The sequence below is a fragment of the Aeribacillus sp. FSL K6-3256 genome (assembly GCF_037965805.1).
GTDB lineage: Bacteria > Bacillota > Bacilli > Bacillales > Aeribacillaceae > Aeribacillus > Aeribacillus composti.
The window spans coordinates 1,525,342-1,544,938 of record NZ_CP150188.1; the positions used below are offsets into that span (position 1 = coordinate 1,525,342).

A 19,597-nucleotide genomic window follows, 5' to 3' on the forward strand; every position below is an offset into this window, starting at 1 on the left:
GATGGTATGTCATTATTAACTATTGATCAAATGCAAATTAATTTTCGAAATAAGCCGATTGTTGAAAATGTGAATATAATTGCCAGAAAAGGAGAATGGTTTACATTAATTGGCGAAAGCGGCAGCGGCAAAAGCATCACAGCTTCTGCGATTGGAGGGCTTCTGCCGAAAGAAATGTGGATAGCCTCCGGGCATATTCAGTTTGACAACAAGGATATGACTCATTTATCGAATAAAGAATTTCAGAATTTACGGGGAAAAGAAATATCTTATGTTTTCCAAGACTATCAAAGCTCGTTTACTCCTTTTATAAAAATCGGTAAGCAAATGGATGAAATGATCCAAGCTCATTGTTCTTTAACTAAAAACGAAAGAAAAGAAATCGCTTTTCAAGCATTGGAAGACGTACAACTCCCTGCAAAACGCGTCTACAATAGTTACCCTTTTCAATTAAGTGGTGGACAGCTGCAGCGTGCATCTATTGCTATGGCCATTATGCTGAATCCGAAATTGCTTATTGCTGATGAGCCTACCACTGCGCTTGACAGTATGACAGCAGCACATGTGTTAGAGGTCATCGCGAATATCAAAGAGAAAATCAATTGTGCAATATTATTTATTACACATGATTTGAGGCTTGCTAGGAAATATTCCGATACTGTTGCAGTAATGAAGAAAGGGGAGATTGTCGAAACAGGGACGAAAACAAATGTTATTCACCATCCTCGTCATCCTTATACCAAGCAATTATTGAGTGCCGCTCCAACCTTGCCGAATAAAATGCATGAAGTGATCACGTGAAGGCCGAGCGGTCATTCAGCGTTGTACCAGCGATTAGGCGTATTGCCTCGCCTGTTAAACTGGATTTTGCAATGGAAAGGAATATGTCATAATGGCAGATCTATTATTGGCCAAAAATATCAAAAAAATTTATGCTTCAGGTCATCAAGCAGTCAACGGGGTGTCGATATCGATACAAAAAGGCGAATGCGTCGGGCTTGTCGGTGAAAGCGGCAGCGGGAAAAGTACATTGGCGCGCTGCTTGCTTATGTTAGAAAAAATAAGCGAAGGCGAAATTTTTTTACATGACCAACCATTGCATAAAATGACTAAAAGAGAAATTCGAAAAATTCGCCATTGTATGCAAGCGGTGTTTCAAAATCCGGCAGCGGCTTTAAATCCAAAACGAAAGATCATCGATTCTGTCATGGAGGCATTAGATACACATCGTAATATCTGCCCCATTTATTTGCAGGATGTAAGAGAGCACCGTGAATTATGCGCAAAGCGGCTATTAGAGATGGTTGGGATGGCGGACCGCTATCTTTATCGCTATCCCCACGAGTTAAGCGGAGGGCAAAAACAACGTGTTGCCATTGCTCGTGCGATTAGCATCCAGCCGTCTTTGATCATTTTAGATGAACCGACAGCAAGCTTAGATGTCTATACACAAGGGCAAATATTAACTCTTTTAAAGGAGCTGCAAAAACAATTGGAATTATCCTATCTATTTATTTCCCATGATCTCCCGTCGGTTCATTTTTTAAGCGAGCGCATTTTGGTAATGAAAGATGGGGCTTTTATTGACTGCTTTCAAAAGAATGATATATTCTCTCAAGCTCGCCACCCATATACAAAAATGCTCATTCACTTGTTTGAAGGTTAAGGGGGATAATAATGACTCACCGAACTTATCTATCTTTGGCGATTCCGCTTATCATTTCAACGATCACCACCCCGTTATTAGGAGCTGTCGATACGGCAGTAGTGGGACAGCTTCCTGATCCAGCGTATATTGGCGGCGTAGCTGTAGGGACGATGATTTTTAATACGATGTATTGGTTGTTTGGCTTTTTGCGGGTCAGTACGTCCGGCTTTGCCGCACAAGCTTATGGTGCGCAAGATGCCAAGCAATGTTTTTTATATTTCGTAAGACCGTTCCTCATTGCGTTAGCCGTCGGCATTCTATTTATCCTCGTTCAATGGCCGATGAAGCATATCGCATTAACGCTTATTCATCCGGATGAGAAAGTCATGACTTTCACGGACGAATATTTTTCGATCCGCATTTGGGGAGCCCCGTTTACGCTGGCGAATTACGTCATTCTAGGATGGCTCATGGGAATGTCTCGTGTTAAAATTTCGCTATTTTTACAAGTATTTATGAATCTATTAAATGTTGTACTTGATTTGTTGTTTGTGAACGTTTTTCATCAAGATGTGAATGGTGTAGCCGCCGCTACATTGATTTCAGAAGTGGCTGCATTTCTCATTGGAATGTATATCGTGTTAAAGTCTTCCGATCTTCGCCTTTTCTCCATTCCTAGCAGCGAGCTGTGGAATGCAGGAGAATTTAAGAAGATGATGGAGGTCAATCGGGATTTGCTTATTCGCACGATTTGTTTGTTAACCGTGTTTAATCTTTTTACAGCGAGAGGTGCCTCTTTTGGTACCGAAATACTGGCAGCCAATGCCGTTCTCATTCAAATTCATTATATCATGGCGTACTTTTTAGACGGATTTGCCAATGCCAGCAGTATTCTCGTCGGAAAAGCTGTCGGTGCAAAGGATGAAGCTTTGTATAAACGCACTTTATCGTTGACAGGGCAATGGGCGATAATTTCCCCCTTGTTTATGATGCTTATTTATATACTGTTTAAAGATTCGATCATTCCTGTTTTTACGAAAAATCAGAATGTGATCGAACTGGCCAGCTCCTACAGTATTTGGGTCACGATATTTCCACTTGCGGCAAGCTTCGGTTTAATTCTCTACGGTGTTTTTACAGGAGCGACCATGACCAATCCGATTCGCAATTCCATGCTGATTTCTCTTGCAGTATATATAGTTTGTCTTTTTATTTTGATTCCGATGTATTATAACCACGGTTTGTGGCTTGCTTTTATTGTTTTCAGCCTCGGTCGGTCCGTGTTTTTAGCTATGTATGTTCCAGCATTAAACAGAACTTTATTCAAAAAATGAGGTGCCGGTGATCCTAAGTGCTGAGTCTATCAAACGATTGGACACATAAAGATATGCCTTAACTTACAGATCACGATCACTGTATATGCGGAATTTTTCATTTAGCAAAGAAACATAGCAATTATTTTTGATCATCTCGTGCATCATGATACTAGCGGAAAATAAAGGATGTTATAATACTTCAGTCATCATCAATTTTTGAAAAGGGAGCATGAATGAGTTGGAAATAAATCATCGTTGTTGAAACAGTAGAATCCAACCAAAAAGTTACCGTGTAAAAATGTTGGAAAAGAATCATCATTGTTGGAACGGCAAGCAATGTCGGGAAATTGGCATCATGTGGGCGAGTTAAAAATGTGCGACAAAAAAGCAAGCAAGAGACCGACTTTCCCGTGGAATGTACGTGATGATTCGTCAAAGATCTGCTGCCAAAAATTTGCCTGAATTGATCGGCGTGATCAATGAAAAAAATAGCCACCGTGTTTTTTTTTCGAAGATAAAGGATTTACATGCAGTCCTGATTTATTGGCCCGCCTTTTCATACGGCGGTGCTTCATACTCGGAATTTGCGAAACAATTGTGAATGATTGTGAGAGGAGAAAAACAGATGAATAAAGCATTGCCCATCATGATTCAAGGTACGCATTCCGATGCGGGAAAAAGCGTGATTGCGACAGGTTTTTGCCGAATTTTTGCGCAGGACGGGTATCGGACGGCGCCGTTTAAATCACAAAATATGTCACTCAATTCGTATATTACCGTTGACGGCAAGGAAATCGGCCGCGCCCAAGGAGTGCAGGCGGAGGCGGCAAGAACGGTCGCAACGGCGGATATGAACCCGATTTTGATCAAGCCTGTGAGCGATCACACTTCACAAATTGTTGTGAACGGTAAGCCGTATCAAAATTATAAGGCAGCAGCGTATCGGCAGGAATTTTTTGAACTTGGTTTGCAGGTGATTAAAGAAGCGTATCATCATTTGGCAAGTACATATGAGCGAATCGTTATAGAAGGAGCAGGGAGCCCTGCGGAAATTAACTTAAATGATCGCGAACTTGCCAATATGCGCATTGCCCGGTTAACAAACGCTCCTGTCATTCTTGTCGGCGACATTGACAGAGGCGGTGTATTTGCGAGTTTAGTAGGAACATTGCAGCTGCTTGAGCCTGAAGATCGCGATCGCGTAATTGGGGTAGTGATTAACAAGTTTCGCGGGGATATTTCCTTGCTGGAGCCGGGACTTCGCTGGTTTGAAGAGTATACAGGCAAACCGGTTTTAGGGGTCGTACCATATATTTCTAATTTAAACATTGAGGCGGAAGACGCCGTCATATTAGATGCGTTTCCACGTACAAATGAGAAAACTAGCGAGATTGATATTGCTGTTATTCATGTTCCTCACATTTCGAACTTTACCGATGTTGACCCGTTTCTATATGAAAAGGATTGCCATGTTCGCTATGTAAAGGAGGCAAATGAACTCAGAGAACCGGATGTTGTCATTTTGCCGGGAACGAAAAATACAATTGAGGACTTATTGCTTTTGCGAAAATCCGGCTTTGCGGATGCGATAGAAAAGCTTTATCGTGCGAAAAAATCAGTCATTGTCGGCATATGCGGCGGTTATCAAATGCTCGGAAGGGAGATTTCAGACCCGCATCACGTAGAAACAACGATAGGGAGCGCAAACGGATTCGGTTTTTTCCCGATTCGCACCGCCATGATGAAAGAGAAAAGGACGACTCTTACAACAGGGATGGCCCACTTGGCTGATTGTAATGTGCCGGTGGAAGGCTATGAAATTCATATGGGAACAACTTCTTATGAAGGGGACGTATCGCCATTTATTACGACGGAAGAAGGAGTTGACGGCTGCATAAGCCAAGACAGCCTCCTAATTGGAACGTATTTTCATGGCATATTTCATAACGATGAGTTTCGAACGGCATTTTTGAATTTGATAAGAAAAAGAAAAGGTCTTCCGGCGATTTATGAGCGGCCATCAATGAAAAACATTCGTGAAGAAGCCTTTGACCGGCTTGCCGATTGTCTCCGGAAGCATGTAGACATCGAGTTTATTTATCGGGAAATGGAACGGTTTCAAAGCAAATCTTTTTTCTAAGAAATAAACGGAAATCTGATATGTTTGTTCGCCTCTTTACATTTATATGGAAATCTTTTTTGCACTGTGATTTTAGCTGTCTGTTTTTTTATAAAAATCCGGGAGGAAACGGTCATGCGGTTAACAGATGAAGAAGTGCAATCTCTTTTACAAGAGATGGAAGATTGGAAGCTTCTTGAAGAGCGATGGATTGCAAGAAAGTACCTCTTTCAAGATGATTTGCAAGAAATCGAATTCGTGCGGAAAATTTCGGACATTTCTGAAGAAGTAAACCATCATCCCTTCATTTCTATTGACTATAAGTTCATCACGGTAAAAATTTCGTCTCAGAGAGCGAAAGGACTCACAAAGCTTGATTTCGAACTGGCGAAAAAATATGATGAAGCTTATGAAAAAATAAAAGCAGGGTAAGAACGGAAAAAAGTGGATTATATGTGAAGCAGATGACGTGAAGAAAGCCGCATTTTCCGCCGCACCATAAGTTACGATATAAGGGACTTCTTTCTTCTTGAGAAGGAGAGCGGTTTTCAAAAAAATGATGCGATTTAAAAGGCATCCTGTTTTTCTCGAATAGATGGGCAGCTGAAATGATGCGGAGCTGCAAGAAGCGTGTATATGGTCTTTTTGGGGAAAATCTGCATTTATGGATAAAAAAACATGACGAAATTTTGCACACACAAAGCAGGCAACAAGGATGTTAGTTGATGTTGGTGAAGGAAAACTTTTAAGTGATCGGATCATGTCATAGCACCATTCAAAATATCAATTGACAATGTTGAAGGAAAACAACCTGCCGAATTTAATCGTATTACCATGACCGAAGCGCTGCAAAAATCCTTTTGATTTACCGCGAAGCTTCGAAAGAATTATTTATACACCGCAGCACACTTGAATATCGCATTGAACGTGTTGAAGAAATACTCAATGTTGATTTAAATCATGCAGATATGCGCTTTGAGCTCATGATGGCATACAAGCTGTATAATTTGTTTGATTTTGACCGAAGCGAGCTGGCAAAAAGGTGAATTCTATTGATCGAGCAAAGGATTTTGGAACGGGATAAAGTCCGGCGGAAAAAACGGTTAAGCTATCGGGCAAGCGTGTAAAAAACATCTCGTGCGAATTTATGAATGAATCATTTCTGACACGTATTGGAAAGCTTTAGCAGGCTTAAAGAATTTAAACTCTAAGCGAAAAAAGGCAAATGAAACTCCGACAGATGAGCCAATCTCCCTTGCCGGAGTTTTCTTTTTTTATGTGTTTTGCTGCCCATACAATCATTTTCTACACGATTTTTAAATGCCGTGCTCGGCTGCAACTTCTATGTGCTGAAACGTTGTGACGTCAAATAATCCTAAATCTGTAATTTTGAGCTCTGGAATGACAGGCAAACTTAAAAAAGAGAGCGTGAGGAAGAGATTGAAATGCCGATGTTTGCTCACTTTTTGCAAGCTGCTGTTCAATTCATCGAGTTGATGGGCGACGATTGGATATGCTTGATCTGACATCAATCCGCCGATCACAAGCGGCAAAGAGGCGAGCGTTTTTCCATCATTCACAACTACTAGCCCACCGCCGATTCTCTTTATCTCTTGAATGGAGCAGATCATATCCTCATCGTTTGTGCCGGCAACGATCACATTATGGGAATCGTGGGCGACGGTTGTGGCGACTGCACCGCCGATTAAGCCTAATCCTTTTACAATGGCAAGGCCAATGTTTCCAGTATTTTTATGGCGTTCGAGTACAGCCAGTTTTGCCAAATCTTTTTCAATGGAAGGGATGAAGCAAACACCGTCGCTCGGAACTTCCATCATTCTTTTAACCGTTTCAATTTGATTCGGAATAATTTCTATTACATGCGCTTTTTGGTTATTTTTTACGTGAATGGCCAACCGTTCTTTTGTAACCTCGTTTATGTTTAGATTGACAGAATTTCTTGATAAAACGGAAGGTTTTGGTTGATCTATAGATCCTATATATTGACCGTTTTCCGCTATCACTTTTCCGGCTTTCAAAACTTTTTCAATCGTAAAAGCTTTGAAGTTATCTACTATGACAAGATCTGCTCTATATCCAGGTGCGATCGCTCCTTTTTGCGATAGTCCGAAACATTGGGCGGCATTAATCGTCGCCATTTGAATCGCTATGAGAGGATCAAGTCCATGCTCGACGGCAAGACGAATATTGTAGTCAATGCTTCCCTCGGCAATTAAGTCGTCTAAATGCTTGTCATCCGTACAAAATAGACAGCGGTGGCTATTTTTTTCATTGACCACGCCGATTAGTTCTGGCAAATTTTTTGCAGCAGATCCTTGACGGATCATGACGTACATTCCGCGAGCAAGGCGGTCTTTTGCTTGCTCTTTTGTCACACATTCATGATCTGTTTGAATGCCGGCCGCTCTGTAAACATTGACTCCTTCAATGCCAAGACCTGCGCCGTGTCCGTCGATCTTATATGCTGATGCCGTTAAAAGCTTGTCAATGATGCGGTCATCTAAATTTTGAACACCTGGGAAATCCATCACTTCCGCAAGCCCGAGCACCCGAGGATGCTTGTAAAAAGGTGCAAGTTCATCATCATTTAACACAGCGCCGGCATTTTCAAACGAAGTCGCCGGAACGCAGGAAGGCAGCATGCAATACACATCTAAATCTAAGCCTTCTGAATCCTCCAGCATAAAAGATATACCTTTCGTCCCGGCGACATTCGCAATTTCATGCGGATCTATAATAACGGTTGTCACACCGTGGGGCAGAACTGCTTTGGAGAACTCCTTCGGTGTCACCATCGAAGATTCAATATGGACATGAGAGTCGATGAAACCTGGTACGATGAATTTATTCTCGGCATCAATGATGTTTACCCCATCATATTCTCCGATTCCAGCAATCACTCCGTCCGCAATGGCGATGTCTCCATGCAAAATTTCTAAATTGAAAACATCGGCAATTTTTCCGTTTTTAATCACAATGTCTGCCGGAATTTGTTTGCTAGCCACTTGGATTCTTTTCTTTAACATGTTTTTGTCCATTCTCACTTTTCCCTTCTGTAGTAAACTCGCGCGTTGAGTTTGACAGGGAGAGTTGTGTATCGTCTCTCGTAGTCAAACTATTTACGGTAGTTTGGTAGAAACGTTTGGACCGTATTTCCAAACTTATACGAGAAAATCATTCGTATTTTTAAAAAGAGATTATACGACTCTAATTGAAACAAAGCAAGATAGTTGGCGCATTTCTTGACAGAAAAATTTTCTCAGGTATTGCGAAAAGCTGAGAATCACAGTTTCTCTGGTGCTCCAAACAGACCGGTTTTAAAAATTGGGCAGAACAACTCCTCCATAAACAAAGGAAATCATAATGAGAATGGCAGGGTGAACCTTCCATTTTTCTAAGGCAAAGAACGATACAGCAGCAATGATGAGCGATTGGATAATTCCGAGCGAATGGACAGAGTCTTCTATCATTTCCCAAGTTAAAAGCAGCATCATGACCGCAATAACAGGCTGTACAAGCAAGGTCATTCCTTTCACAACTAAAGATTCCCGGTGGCGTTGAATCAGTTTTAACAACAGAATCAAAGCGAAAGCTGACGGAAATACAGTCGCAAACAAGGCGATGAAAGCCCCCCACCATCCGTACACATCATAACCGACATAGGCGGCGATCTTCGTCGCAATAGGGCCCGGCAAAGAATTTCCCAGTGCGAGCATATTGGAAAATTCTGCATTTGTCAGCCATTTGTAATGATTGACAATCTCCTCATACATAAGCGGAATGGAAGCGGGTCCTCCTCCATAACCGAGTATGTTGGCCAAAAAGAAACCGATGAATAAGCTGATCCAGATTTTCATGCAGACATCTCCTTACTTCTGCTCTTCCGTTTTAAATGGAAAGCTCCATATGTTAAAAACATTAGAATTACAATAGCTGGATGAATCGAAATCACTTGCAGTAGGCAAAACGAAACAATCATCAGCAGGACGCCAAGCCATTTTCCCAATCCTTTCACGGCCTTTGCGGAAAATTCGTAAGCCAACTGCCCAAGCATGGCGGCGATCACCGGCATAACAGCAGAAATCATACCGTGTATAACAGGTGAATCGCTTAAAGCTGTGACCATTTTGAATAATAGAATCATGGCCAAACATGTAGGCAAAATATGAGCTGCTACGCAAATAAAAGCGCCTAATGCCCCTTTTTGTTTATATCCTAAGTAAGCGGCCATTTTTGTCGCGATCGGACCGGGCAGGGTATTGGCAATCGCCAATATTTCTGCAAATTCTTCATCTTTTACCCAACGGTATCTGGAAACTGCTTCATAACGGAAAAGCGGTATGACGGAAGGACCGCCTCCGAATCCAAAAATTCCGGTTCTCAGCATAGCCATGATAAGACTTTTATAAGAAGTTTGCATATTTCTCCCCCTCATCCTTTATAATTTCATTCCCATGCGGCTCTTGTATCGTTTAATGAGAATTTGACAGTCAACGCTGACGACACCGCGCATCGGATACAATTTTTTTGTTAAAAAATTTTCCATTTCTTGATTATTTTTAAAGATTCCATGCATATGGAGCTTGCTTGGTCCAGTCATATGGTACAAGCTTGTAACGGCATGCTCCTCCGCCAATTGTTCTGCCACTTCCTCTAAATATTGCGGTTCCACTTCAACGTTGAAAAAGGCGGAAACATGAATGCCGATTTTCGTCGGATTGATAACCGTCGTAAATTTCTCGATAATTCCTTTTTCAATTAAGTTGTTTATTCTCGCCTGAACGGCAACTCGAGACAAACCGATTTCTTTTCCGAGATCGGTATACGATATCCGGCTGTTTTCATGCAGCTTCTCTAAAATTTGTTTATCAATATGGTCTATGTCTAAATTCGGAATGTTGTATTCGAATGCCATTCATACCACCCTTTATTTCGTTATGTAGTTAATTTTCTAATTATAATTTCCTTTAGTATACAAAATATGTTTTATGATTTCTATAAAAAAATAAAAATATTTATTTGTTTACGAAACGAAAAAAACTTTGTTAAAAAAATTTACAAATTCAAGGAACTTTCCTCAGCAGCTTTCTATAATGAAATCAAATTTTTTAAAAAAGTTGAGAGGGGTGAAGAAAATGAAACGTACACATCCAGCCATCGCTATTTTCTTGTTTTTTCTAGGATGGGTATTTATGTATGCGGATCGAAATATTTTGTCGCCAGTGATGGGAGAAATAGGAGAGCAGTGGAATTTAAACAATAGTCAATTAGGTTTGATGTCCACTGTATTTTTTATTGCCTATTCGATCATGCAAATTCCAACAGGATTTTTGGCTGATCGGTTTGGAAGAGTGAAAGTTTTAGTAATTGGTTATATATTATTTGGCATTACCACTTTTTTGAGTGGATTGGCATCTTCATTTGCATTGTTTTTGCTGATGCGCGCTTTAACAGGTATTGGAGAAGGCACTTATTACGGTTCGCAATACGGAATTTCTTCCAACATTACCCCTAAAAAATACAGAGGGATCGTTTCTGCAGTGATCAATAGCGGAATGGCTTTCGGCATTTCTCTTGGTTTTATTGCTGCTAGCTATTTCACATATACCTTAAACAAAGGATGGCAATTTTCATTTTATCAATTTGCCATTCCAACTATTATTGTTGCCATTTTGATAGGAATATGTGTACGAGATCAATCCAGCCATGAAAAAAAACAAGAAGTTCCTCATATGAAAGATAGCCAAAACTTAAAACGGTTGTTTACAAAAAATCATCTTTTCGTTTACATTCTCATCTTCTGCTCTTTATATGGATTCTTCGGAATGCTTACTTGGTTGCCTTATTATTTGCAGACGGTAAAAGGGGTAGAAGGCTCGCAAACAGGGATCATATCTTCTTTAGTGCCTTGGGCTTCGATTCCGGGGGCTATTTTCTTTGGATATGTTTCAGATAAAGTAAAAAATAAAAAGCTGCTGATCATCTTTTTAGCTTTTGCTGGAGCTGTTTGCCAATTTGTCATCCCTTATGCGGAAAATTATTCTTTGCTGCTAGCAGGATTAGTTTTTTACGGACTGCTAGGAAAATTGGCGCTCGATCCCGTATTAATATCTTATATGGCTGAAATTACGCCGTCATCCATGTACTCCAAAGTGTATGGTTTTTTCAATTTCAGCGGAATGCTTTCTTCAATTTTTGCACCTTATATTACGGGCTATTTTGCCGATATCACCGGCAAGCTTGAAATCGGCTTTTATTTGTCAGGTGTTTTGCTAATCATCGGCGCTGTTTTATTTCTATTTACGGAAGGTTCAAATCGCATGACCCATTTCGTTCAATACTACAAACCGGGGGAGGAACAAGTAAAATGAGCCAATCAATGATCGGAACGAAAAGTATGGTTGTCAGTCCGCATTATTTAGCATCGGCAGCCGGTTGCCGCATACTGCAAAAAGGAGGCAACGCCTTCGATGCAGCGGTAGCGGCCAGCGCCTGCTTAGCGGTCGTTTATCCGCACATGACAGGGATCGGAGGAGACTCTTTTTGGCTGTTTTACAGTAAAAAGGATCAAGCAGTTCGTGCGTATAACGGCAGCGGCCGGTCAGGCTATAACGCCACGCCTGAAAAATACGAAGGTTTACCCGCCATTCCGTATCGAGGCATTCAAAGTGTTATCACCGTGCCGGGAATGGTTGACAGTTGGGATGCCATCATAAAAGAATACGGAAGACTTTCATTGGCGGAGGTTTTAGAGCCTGCTATCGAATATGCGGAAAATGGATTCCCTTTTTCAAAGGATCAATATGTCAACACGCAAAAAAATGTTCAAATTCTGCGAGAATTTCCGGAAACATCATCGATTTTCCTGCCTCATCATCGAATTCCGAGCATAAATGAAAAATTTATTCAGAAGCAATTGGCGGATACATTGAAAGAGTTAGCGAACAAAGGAAGAGATCATTTTTACAAAGGCAGTTTAACAAAACGCATTGTATCAAGCCTTCGAGAAAAAGGCGGGATTTTAATAGAGGATGATTTTGCGGATCATCACGGAGATTGGGTCGAACCGCTGAGCGGAACTTACCGCGGTTATACCATGTATCAGGTTCCGCCCAATTCACAAGGCTTTGCCGGGCTAATGGCGCTAAATATTTTAGAAAACTTTGATTTTAAAACGATTCCGCACGGTTCTTTTCAGTATTATCACCTTTTGACAGAATCATTGAAAAAAAGCTTTCAAGACCGAAACAAAGTATTGACAGATCCCGAATTCTACCAGATTCCGCTTGATAAATTGTTAAGCAAAACATATGCGAAAAAGCTGGCCGAATCGATCAGTCTGACAAAAGCAAGCGAAGTGAAGACTCAGCCTGTCGGAAACGACACTGCCCATGCGGCTGTCGTGGATGAAGAGGGGAATGCGGTTTCCTTTATACAAAGTCTTTATTTTGAATTCGGTTCATGTGTTGTTGCTGGTGACACAGGGATTTTAATGCAAAACAGAGGATCGTTCTTTTCTCTTGATCGTTCGCATGTCAATTGCTTGGCGCCGAGAAAAAGAACGTTCCACACGCTGATGCCTGCAATGGCTTTTAAAGATGGAAAGCCGTATATTTTATACGGAACACAAGGAGGAGAAGGGCAGCCGCAAACACAAACAGCTATCATTACAAGAATGATTGATTATCGAATGAGCCCTGCAGAAGCAATATATGAGCCAAGGTTTGTGTGGGGAAGAACGTGGGGAGAAGAGACGGAAGAATTGAAGATGGAAGGCCGCATCTCAAAAGAAGTGATCGAATCGATGATCAAAGCTGGCCATCTTGTGAAAGTTGTTGAACCTATTGATAAAATAATGGGGCATGCCAACGCCATATTAATTGATGAACAAAGCTTTTTACATGGCGGGGTTGATCCAAGAGGAGACGGTGCGGCAATCGGTTGGTAACGACGAATTCATAAAAAGCGGGGATTTATGCTATCCGTTGTTTCATATTTAAATATATTGGAGAAGGGTTTACGGAAAGTATCCAGCTAGGGCAAAGCCTGCAGAATTCATTATTGGAATTCTACAGGCTTTTATCATTTGAAGAGGCTCTCACATCGGTATATTCAACCCTGGAAATAAATTAGGAGAAGCTACAGCCAAAAGAAAGGTTTTAGTAGAAATATATAGGGAAGCGAAAACACCAACGATTGCAACAAGCGGTTTCGCGGACTAAATCTTTCATCAAACCTCCTTAACAAAACTTACGTTGATTTCCAGCTGCTGCTTTTCGTCAAAAACAAACAGCAAAATGAAATTTTATATTCCGCAATACTGGTCCATATAATTGCTAACAAATAGCCAAAAATGCCATGATGACCATTTTAATCTCCTTCACCATCTACACAGGCAATCATATTAGAACATTTTTTATGTATTTTTACTTATCAAATTTGTATTTGATTATTTACAAGTAATAATAAGGAGTATAACTAATATATAAAAAGAAAATTTTTAACAGCGCTCATTACGTTTGTTATTTCTACTTTTATCATAGCGATTTTATTTCGCCAGTAGCATTTCTTTCTGACCAACAAACAGGATCTTCTTTTCACAATCTTCTCATGATATCTCATCTGTAAGCTTTGGGGTGTTCTTTTATGGACTACCCATATCGATAGCAATTGCTTTCATTACCAAAAGGTTTTTCGCATTTGCTTTACATATAATCTTCGGAATATTGCCTGCTATTGTATTATGGTTTTTGCAGTTTTTTCTTTAGCTATTTCCGTTATTTTTTTTCTTCGTTGACGAAGTCATTAAATATGGAATAAATAGGGGCTTAATGGTTGAATCCTCATGAAACAGAATGAAACACCGGGAAAGTTATTCTTCAGTTTAGGACTGTAGCCAATTGAGCAACATACATCTGAAAGTGAGTGCTGAAAATGTTTCAAAAAAACCGGAGAGCTTTGGAGTGCATGATAAATACCTTGGCTGTAGTATGGAAAACTTTGATTGGACGAGCAAACTGGACAGAGATCAAGAAGGAAATAACGTCCCCAGAGGATTATGCGGAGAAGGTCATAAGCATAATCAGATAATCTGCACGCGATAATGCCCAAATACGAAAATTAAAATAAATAGGCAAGACAACAATCCACTGAAAGTCGCTGCGCCAAATGCTAGATACGAGCTAAATCGGTTGAGAATATACGTTCTTCTATAGTATGATAAAATAGTTATCTCGTTTATTTTTAAAAGGGTGTTTGGATATGGACACAGAAACTGCATCTGTGAGAACGTTTAAATATGGAAACAATCTCGAAGTAAAAATTGAACTAAATGATTGCATATCCTTTTTAAAGTCTTTAAAAGATGAAAGCATCGACTTGATTGTAACAGACCCTGCTTATTCTGGAATGAATAACAAGCTGAAGCTCGGGAAGGGCAGAATCGTCGGTGAATATAAGCAAAAGGGAACGGAAAATGGGAAATGGTTTGCGGAATTTGAAGACAGTGAAGAAAACTATCATCTCTTTTTACAAGAGTGCAAGAGGGTGCTGAAAAAAGATACAGGGCACATTTACATCATGTTTGATTCTTTTTCTTTATTAAGCTTAGGGCATTTAATGAGAGAGTACTTTGACGTAAAAAACATCATCACTTGGGATAAAATCAATATGGGAATGGGGCATTATTTTAGAAGAAGGCACGAATATATTATTTTTGCTACGAACGGAAACAACCGCAAAATTAGAAACCGGTCTTTTCCGGATGTATGGAGGTTTAAACGAATTCACCATTCGAAATATCCGACGCAAAAACCGGTTGAGCTGTTCCAAGCGATGATTTATGCAAGTGCCGAAGAGGGATTTACGGTTTGCGACCCGTTTTTAGGGAGCGGATCGTCAGCTATTGCAGCCATAAAAAACAACTGCCGATTTTTAGGATGCGATATCGCAAGCAATGCTTTTACAGCCAATGAAGAAAGAATTCATCACTATCTTAAAACAAAAGAAGACATCTATCAGCCCAAGCCTTGCCATATCGAAGGCGAACCGGTATTTTGGGAATAAAGACCGATCATAACTACGCAGCTTGCAAATGTTATTCATCTTCACCAAACCATAAAAAAATCGGCGTTTAGCCGATTTTTTTATTTTGATCATTGTCTGATCCAAGACCATATTTCTTTTGGCGTGGCATTTTTTCCGTACATTAAGATGCCGACTTTGAATATTTTTCCAGCTAGTTTCATAAAGATCCAAACACTTATTATTAAGATTGCAAGTGATATGACAATTTCCGCCCATGGCCATTCCTCTAATATCGACAAACGAAGAATCAAAACAGCGGGTGATGTGAATGGAAGATAGGTGCCGATTTGCGCCCATAGCCCGCTTGGATCTGTCAGCACAGGTCCGACAAAAACAAATGACAAAAATGGCAGCAGGATAACTAATCCTTGAAAGTTGCCGGCGGTATATATATCTGCCATTGTGGCGCCGATGCCGACAAAAATTGACGAAAACAGCAAGTAGCCTAAAAGGGCAATCCCGATGAAAAGAAAAAGATGAGGAACGAACAAATAGTGAAATATCGGAACATCAATTTTCCATAAAACGATTGGAATGATAAAAATGAAAAATACAACAACTTGTAACATTCCTAATAGGAAATAACCAATAATTTTACCTTGCATGAGGTCTTTTGGCGTGACCGATGAAAGAATGATTTCCGCAATTTTATCTTTCTTTTCCTGCGAGGCGCTTTGAAAAATCATCATGCCGCTAAAAACAATGGATAGTAAAATGATGCTGGCAAAGGCCCCTGGTACAATGCGTTCTAAAATTTTTTCCGTTTCTCTTCCTCCGCCTTCAGTTTTTGAGATTTCACTAACGGTCGATTGTTCAAAGACGATTCCTTTCGAAATGGCTGCTAATTGATTTTTCGATAAACCAAGCTGCTCCAGCAGCTGAATTTGATTGGCAAACATCGGGCTAATCACATCGCTTGTGTAAACAGGGACAACGCCATCCGTTAATGACTGTTCACCGATAAACAAATAGGCTGTATTCTCTCTATTTTTTAGCAAATCTTCTATCTTATCTTCCGCGATGCCAGTTTTCTGAAGCTTGAATGGAAGGTTGTGAAGCTGTACTGCTTCCTGCAAGGCTGGCAAAATATTCAGCTTATCATTGACATAAACAGTTGTTACACTTTGATCCTCATCTGAATTGGCAAGATTTCCGAGCAGGAAAAAAGCTAAAAAGAGAATAGGCGTTATAAACAAGCTGATGATAAATGATTTGTTTTTTAAATTCCGCTTTATTTCCCATTTTGCTATTTTTATAGTATTACTCATAATTTTCACCAGCTTCCTGTAATAAATTTTGATCTGTGGCAACATCAATAAAGATTTCATGCAGGGAAATGCGGTCAAGCGATAATTCTTGAATTATCATATATTCCGGAAGGTTTTTTAACCATTTGGCAGGTTGAATGTCTTTTGTTAAATAAAGAGTTGATACATCTTCATTTTGTTCTATTCGTTGAACACCAGAAATTTGTTCTAGTACGGCGCGGTCATTTTTTCCGCGGATGACACATTTGAAATTCGCATATGTTTTCTTTACTTCCTCTATCGATCCATAAACCACCTTGCGGCCGCGATGGATCATAAATAATCTGTCACACATCTCTTCTACTATATTCATTTGATGGGAAGATAGAAGAATCGCTGTGCCGTTATTAGCTAAGCTTCTTATTTCTTTTTTAAATAACTCCTGGCTCACAGGGTCTAATCCGGAAAACGGTTCGTCTAAGATGAGCAGTTCAGGCTCATGCAGGATCGAAGCGATAAACTGTACTTTTTGTCCCATTCCTTTTGATAGTTCATCAATTGATGACTGTTCTTTTCCTTCTAAGCCAAATTTTTTTAAATAGACTTTAGCCCGCTCTTTTGCTTTTTTTAATGGGTAGCTTTTTAAATCTGCTAAATAAAGGAGAATATCCATTACTTTGACATTTTTATATAAACCGCGTTCTTCCGGCAAATAGCCAATTTTATGGCGCGGGATCATATTTTTTTGGCTATTGTGGAATGTAATGCTTCCTTCATCTGGATACATAATCCCCATAATGTTGCGAATGATCGTTGATTTTCCAGCCCCGTTCGGTCCTAATACCGCCATAATTTCCCCTTTTTTCACTTCAAACGATATATTTTGGATAATCGGCTGATGTTTGAATGATTTTCCTAATTTTTCAACTGTTAAAACCGTTTCGTTCATATTTATGTTCCTTTCTGTTAAATTGGTTGATTGAGCATAATCGTGATAATTTCTTCCAACTCTAACGATTCTGCTTTGATCCAATCGTATTGATGCTCTATTAAATACTGTTCTGTATTTTCTTGTTGTTGAGTGATGACAATTTGCTTTCCTTTTCTTCCAACTTCACCCGGTATCGGTTTATTTGGCAGAGGCCGCTGCAAAAAGTAACGTTTATATCTGCTGGCTAATTCTTCTTTTTCAAATTTTCCAAGCAATTGTCCGTTTTTCAGTACAATTAGATAATCAGCAAGCTTTCGAATATCATCTGTTTGATGGCTGGCAATGATCATCAGCTTTTCGCTTCTTTCCATCCATTCTACGAGAATATCCATCAGCATTTGTTTTGAAGGGATATCCATATGAGCGGTTGGTTCATCAAGAATCAAAATGTCGGTATCGCAGGCTAAAGTTAAGGCGATGCTTAATTTCTTTTGAACACCTTGTGATAAATTTCGATATAGCTTTCTTAAAGGGATATCGAACATTTGTACAAGCTGGTCGAAATATTTCTGATCCCATGTTGAATACCAATGGGAAGTGAGCTTCATCAATTCCAATCCGTTAAAGGAATTGCATCCAATCAATGTCTGCGGCAGGTACGAGATGTGCTGCTTCCAGCTTTCATCACGATTTTGTATTGATTGACCAAATAAGCGGATCTGCCCCTCATCTTTTTTCGCAAGATTCATCAGCATTTTCATTAATGTACTTTTACCAGCTCCGTTTTTCCCAATGAGTGCATGAATCGTTCCAGGCTCAAACGAAAGATCAATTGGCCCTAATTGAAAATCATCGATCGTTTTTCTTAACTGCATGATTTCTAACCAAGGCTGCATTAAGAACCCTCCTTTTCCCGCAATTCAACCATTACTTGTTGAAAGATTTGCTCAATCTCTGCAAACGTATAGTCATGGCGGAGCGCCGTTTGTACAGCGGTTTGAATAGCTTTGTACACCGTTTCTGTCTTTACTTTTTCTTTCTTAGCATCGTCTATGTCAGCTACAAACGTTCCTTTCCCTTGTGTTGTCTGGATAAACCCTTCATATTCAAGATTTTGGTAGGCGCGTCTAGTCGTAATCACACTAATTTCAAGGTCTTTTGAAAGGGTGCGGATCGAAGGCAGCGGTGAACCAGCAGGAAGCTGACCGCTTGCAATCAGCGCTTTAATTTGTTCTTCCAATTGATAATAAATAGGCTCCGGAGAATCTTTTGCAATCTGAATAGGAAGCTCCATTCAACTTCCTCCTTCTTAAAATAAATAATCCATTTTTTCGATTTTTTTGGACATATATTTTTGCGAGTAGAGCACGCCTATAGCAGCGAAAAGAACTGACGCAATAATACTTACTAGAGGCCATTTTTCCGCCATGAGCATCGTCAAAGGCACAAAGCCGTTTCCATATAAAACGTTAAATATCGTAAAGATAAACATGAATCCAAAAAATAAAGCGAATATATAAAGGGCAAACCTCACCGTTGAAAGCCGGTAGCCGACATCACTAGCTGGAAACGAAGCTCCTAAATGAATGCCAATACCAATCCAAATCATGATAAATGCGAAATATTCCTTTAAGTCCAACGCTGCTCTAAGATCAGGGGAAAACACATAAGTAAGAATCGATACCCCTAAATAGTAAGGAACGGCAAAGGCGAAAAAAATGATAAATCTGCTTTTAATGAGCACATCCTTTTGGATCGGCAGCTGCCTAAGTGTAATAAAAAAAGGAGATGCCCAAAAGTCGCCGCCTATTTTTTGATGATTAAATTCTTTCGGTTTGATCCATGCAGTTCCAAAACCAAATACAATAAAGAACAAAAAATCTAGCATAACGGTGCTTCTTTCCATATTTTTCGGAATGACAGTGGCGAAAAACATCGAAAACGTGATGGCCATCAAGGCAAGCAATACAAATCCCAATTTCAATTTTTTTAATTCAAACTTTGCTAGCCAAAACGCTTCCTTCCAATCGTTCATATTGATCTCCTCCAAGTGAACTGTTTTACTGTGTATATCTATATACACACTATATAACGTTTTGTTAAATTTGACCAGTCTTTTTTGAAAAAATGTATGGATAGGCATCAACAACATTCGTTCTAAAAATTTTTAAGTAACTCCAAACGGTATGTAGAAGGACTGCAAAAAAATTTCAACTTCTGGAGCACAGG

General features: G+C 39.9%; 19 protein-coding genes and 1 riboswitch. Of the genes, 10 read left to right on the forward strand and 9 right to left on the reverse strand.

Translation table 11 applies throughout. The features are described from left to right. The first annotated feature begins 6 nt into the window (after positions 1 to 6). The 7 genes from NSQ84_RS07380 (at position 7) to NSQ84_RS07410 (ending at position 6,129) form a co-directional block, all read left to right on the forward strand. Positions 7 to 801: an ABC transporter ATP-binding protein gene (locus NSQ84_RS07380; protein ID WP_130157864.1), complete on the forward strand. Its 795-nt coding sequence runs from the start codon at positions 7 to 9 to the stop codon at positions 799 to 801. Positions 802 to 892: 91 nt separating this feature from the next. Continuing rightward, positions 893 to 1,666: a dipeptide/oligopeptide/nickel ABC transporter ATP-binding protein gene (locus tag NSQ84_RS07385; RefSeq protein WP_063388255.1), complete on the forward strand. Its 774-nt coding sequence runs from the start codon at positions 893 to 895 to the stop codon at positions 1,664 to 1,666. Between the two features lie 11 nt (positions 1,667 to 1,677). After that, positions 1,678 to 2,982, forward strand: coding sequence for an MATE family efflux transporter (locus tag NSQ84_RS07390; protein WP_339212524.1), 1,305 nt, complete (start codon positions 1,678 to 1,680; stop codon positions 2,980 to 2,982). Positions 2,983 to 3,388: 406 nt separating this feature from the next. Next, the gene (locus tag NSQ84_RS07395) at positions 3,389 to 3,565 is read left to right on the forward strand and encodes a hypothetical protein (protein WP_339212527.1); all 177 of its coding nucleotides are present in this window, start codon (positions 3,389 to 3,391) and stop codon (positions 3,563 to 3,565) included. A gap of 24 nt (positions 3,566 to 3,589) precedes the next feature. Continuing rightward, a complete protein-coding gene (locus NSQ84_RS07400) occupies positions 3,590 to 5,104 on the forward strand; it encodes a cobyric acid synthase (RefSeq protein ID WP_339212530.1) in 1,515 nt (504 codons plus the stop codon). A 114-nt stretch (positions 5,105 to 5,218) separates the two neighbouring features. Then, positions 5,219 to 5,515 carry a 4a-hydroxytetrahydrobiopterin dehydratase gene (locus tag NSQ84_RS07405; protein WP_311067203.1) on the forward strand — a complete coding sequence of 99 codons (297 nt, stop codon included), beginning with the start codon at positions 5,219 to 5,221 and terminating at the stop codon, positions 5,513 to 5,515. A gap of 428 nt (positions 5,516 to 5,943) precedes the next feature. Continuing rightward, entirely contained in the window at positions 5,944 to 6,129 is a 186-nt protein-coding gene (locus NSQ84_RS07410) for a helix-turn-helix domain-containing protein (protein ID WP_063388251.1), read from the forward strand. Positions 6,130 to 6,399: 270 nt separating this feature from the next. On the opposite strand, the gene ade is transcribed toward NSQ84_RS07410, so the two are convergent. From ade to NSQ84_RS07430, 4 genes are all read right to left on the reverse strand, one after another. Further along, entirely contained in the window at positions 6,400 to 8,142 is a 1,743-nt protein-coding gene (ade, locus tag NSQ84_RS07415) for an adenine deaminase (protein WP_339212533.1), read from the reverse strand. A gap of 49 nt (positions 8,143 to 8,191) precedes the next feature. Then, positions 8,192 to 8,293: riboswitch (purine riboswitch) on the reverse strand. Between the two features lie 128 nt (positions 8,294 to 8,421). Beyond that, entirely contained in the window at positions 8,422 to 8,961 is a 540-nt protein-coding gene (locus tag NSQ84_RS07420) for a chromate transporter (RefSeq protein WP_094245607.1), read from the reverse strand. Then, complete coding sequence (locus NSQ84_RS07425) at positions 8,958 to 9,524, reverse strand: chromate transporter (protein ID WP_063388248.1); 567 nt, start codon at positions 9,522 to 9,524, stop codon at positions 8,958 to 8,960. Before NSQ84_RS07425 ends, NSQ84_RS07420 begins: the two co-directional genes overlap by 4 nt. An 18-nt stretch (positions 9,525 to 9,542) precedes the next feature. Beyond that, positions 9,543 to 10,019 (reverse strand): Lrp/AsnC family transcriptional regulator, encoded by a 477-nt coding sequence (locus tag NSQ84_RS07430; protein ID WP_063388247.1) that lies wholly within the window; start codon positions 10,017 to 10,019, stop codon positions 9,543 to 9,545. A 220-nt stretch (positions 10,020 to 10,239) separates the two neighbouring features. Between NSQ84_RS07430 and NSQ84_RS07435 the strand changes: the two genes are divergently transcribed. The 3 genes from NSQ84_RS07435 to NSQ84_RS07445 all read left to right on the forward strand — a co-directional run bounded on the left by NSQ84_RS07435 (position 10,240) and on the right by NSQ84_RS07445 (position 15,169). Further along, positions 10,240 to 11,475, forward strand: a complete 1,236-nt coding sequence (locus NSQ84_RS07435) for an MFS transporter (RefSeq protein WP_339212536.1) — start codon at positions 10,240 to 10,242, stop codon at positions 11,473 to 11,475. Next, complete coding sequence (gene ggt / locus NSQ84_RS07440; protein WP_130157872.1) at positions 11,472 to 13,052, forward strand: gamma-glutamyltransferase; 1,581 nt, start codon at positions 11,472 to 11,474, stop codon at positions 13,050 to 13,052. The genes NSQ84_RS07435 and ggt overlap by 4 nt, the downstream gene beginning before the upstream one ends. A gap of 1,313 nt (positions 13,053 to 14,365) precedes the next feature. Then, entirely contained in the window at positions 14,366 to 15,169 is an 804-nt protein-coding gene (locus tag NSQ84_RS07445; RefSeq protein ID WP_327856205.1) for a site-specific DNA-methyltransferase, read from the forward strand. An 89-nt stretch (positions 15,170 to 15,258) separates the two neighbouring features. Here the strand turns inward: NSQ84_RS07445 and NSQ84_RS07450 are convergent, their stop codons facing one another. From NSQ84_RS07450 to NSQ84_RS07470, 5 genes are read right to left on the reverse strand one after another with little or no spacing between them, the layout of a single operon-like run. Next, complete coding sequence (locus NSQ84_RS07450) at positions 15,259 to 16,458, reverse strand: ABC transporter permease (protein WP_339212540.1); 1,200 nt, start codon at positions 16,456 to 16,458, stop codon at positions 15,259 to 15,261. Continuing rightward, complete coding sequence (locus NSQ84_RS07455) at positions 16,451 to 17,386, reverse strand: ATP-binding cassette domain-containing protein (RefSeq protein ID WP_327873956.1); 936 nt, start codon at positions 17,384 to 17,386, stop codon at positions 16,451 to 16,453. Before NSQ84_RS07455 ends, NSQ84_RS07450 begins: the two co-directional genes overlap by 8 nt. A gap of 17 nt (positions 17,387 to 17,403) precedes the next feature. After that, on the reverse strand, positions 17,404 to 18,264 hold the full coding sequence (locus tag NSQ84_RS07460; RefSeq protein WP_066248495.1) for an ABC transporter ATP-binding protein: 861 nt from the start codon (positions 18,262 to 18,264) through the stop codon (positions 17,404 to 17,406). Continuing rightward, a complete protein-coding gene (locus NSQ84_RS07465; RefSeq protein WP_066248497.1) occupies positions 18,264 to 18,662 on the reverse strand; it encodes a GntR family transcriptional regulator in 399 nt (132 codons plus the stop codon). The genes NSQ84_RS07460 and NSQ84_RS07465 overlap by 1 nt, the downstream gene beginning before the upstream one ends. A 15-nt stretch (positions 18,663 to 18,677) precedes the next feature. After that, the gene (locus NSQ84_RS07470; RefSeq protein ID WP_327848210.1) at positions 18,678 to 19,403 is read right to left on the reverse strand and encodes a hypothetical protein; all 726 of its coding nucleotides are present in this window, start codon (positions 19,401 to 19,403) and stop codon (positions 18,678 to 18,680) included. Positions 19,404 to 19,597: the final 194 nt, after the last annotated feature.

Coding starts and splice junctions, on each gene's coding strand:
- NSQ84_RS07445 (WP_327856205.1), top strand. CDS start 14,366: ATGGACACAGAAACTGCATCTGTGAGAACGTTTAAATATGGAAACAAT.
- NSQ84_RS07465 (WP_066248497.1), bottom strand. CDS start 18,662: ATGGAGCTTCCTATTCAGATTGCAAAAGATTCTCCGGAGCCTATTTAT.
- NSQ84_RS07425 (WP_063388248.1), bottom strand. CDS start 9,524: ATGCAAACTTCTTATAAAAGTCTTATCATGGCTATGCTGAGAACCGGA.
- NSQ84_RS07380 (WP_130157864.1), top strand. CDS start 7: ATGTCATTATTAACTATTGATCAAATGCAAATTAATTTTCGAAATAAG.
- NSQ84_RS07405 (WP_311067203.1), top strand. CDS start 5,219: ATGCGGTTAACAGATGAAGAAGTGCAATCTCTTTTACAAGAGATGGAA.
- NSQ84_RS07430 (WP_063388247.1), bottom strand. CDS start 10,019: ATGGCATTCGAATACAACATTCCGAATTTAGACATAGACCATATTGAT.
- NSQ84_RS07385 (WP_063388255.1), top strand. CDS start 893: ATGGCAGATCTATTATTGGCCAAAAATATCAAAAAAATTTATGCTTCA.
- NSQ84_RS07435 (WP_339212536.1), top strand. CDS start 10,240: ATGAAACGTACACATCCAGCCATCGCTATTTTCTTGTTTTTTCTAGGA.
- NSQ84_RS07390 (WP_339212524.1), top strand. CDS start 1,678: ATGACTCACCGAACTTATCTATCTTTGGCGATTCCGCTTATCATTTCA.
- ade (WP_339212533.1), bottom strand. CDS start 8,142: ATGGACAAAAACATGTTAAAGAAAAGAATCCAAGTGGCTAGCAAACAA.
- ggt (WP_130157872.1), top strand. CDS start 11,472: ATGAGCCAATCAATGATCGGAACGAAAAGTATGGTTGTCAGTCCGCAT.
- NSQ84_RS07460 (WP_066248495.1), bottom strand. CDS start 18,264: ATGCAGCCTTGGTTAGAAATCATGCAGTTAAGAAAAACGATCGATGAT.
- NSQ84_RS07395 (WP_339212527.1), top strand. CDS start 3,389: ATGATTCGTCAAAGATCTGCTGCCAAAAATTTGCCTGAATTGATCGGC.
- NSQ84_RS07470 (WP_327848210.1), bottom strand. CDS start 19,403: ATGAACGATTGGAAGGAAGCGTTTTGGCTAGCAAAGTTTGAATTAAAA.
- NSQ84_RS07420 (WP_094245607.1), bottom strand. CDS start 8,961: ATGAAAATCTGGATCAGCTTATTCATCGGTTTCTTTTTGGCCAACATA.
- NSQ84_RS07455 (WP_327873956.1), bottom strand. CDS start 17,386: ATGAACGAAACGGTTTTAACAGTTGAAAAATTAGGAAAATCATTCAAA.
- NSQ84_RS07400 (WP_339212530.1), top strand. CDS start 3,590: ATGAATAAAGCATTGCCCATCATGATTCAAGGTACGCATTCCGATGCG.
- NSQ84_RS07450 (WP_339212540.1), bottom strand. CDS start 16,458: ATGAGTAATACTATAAAAATAGCAAAATGGGAAATAAAGCGGAATTTA.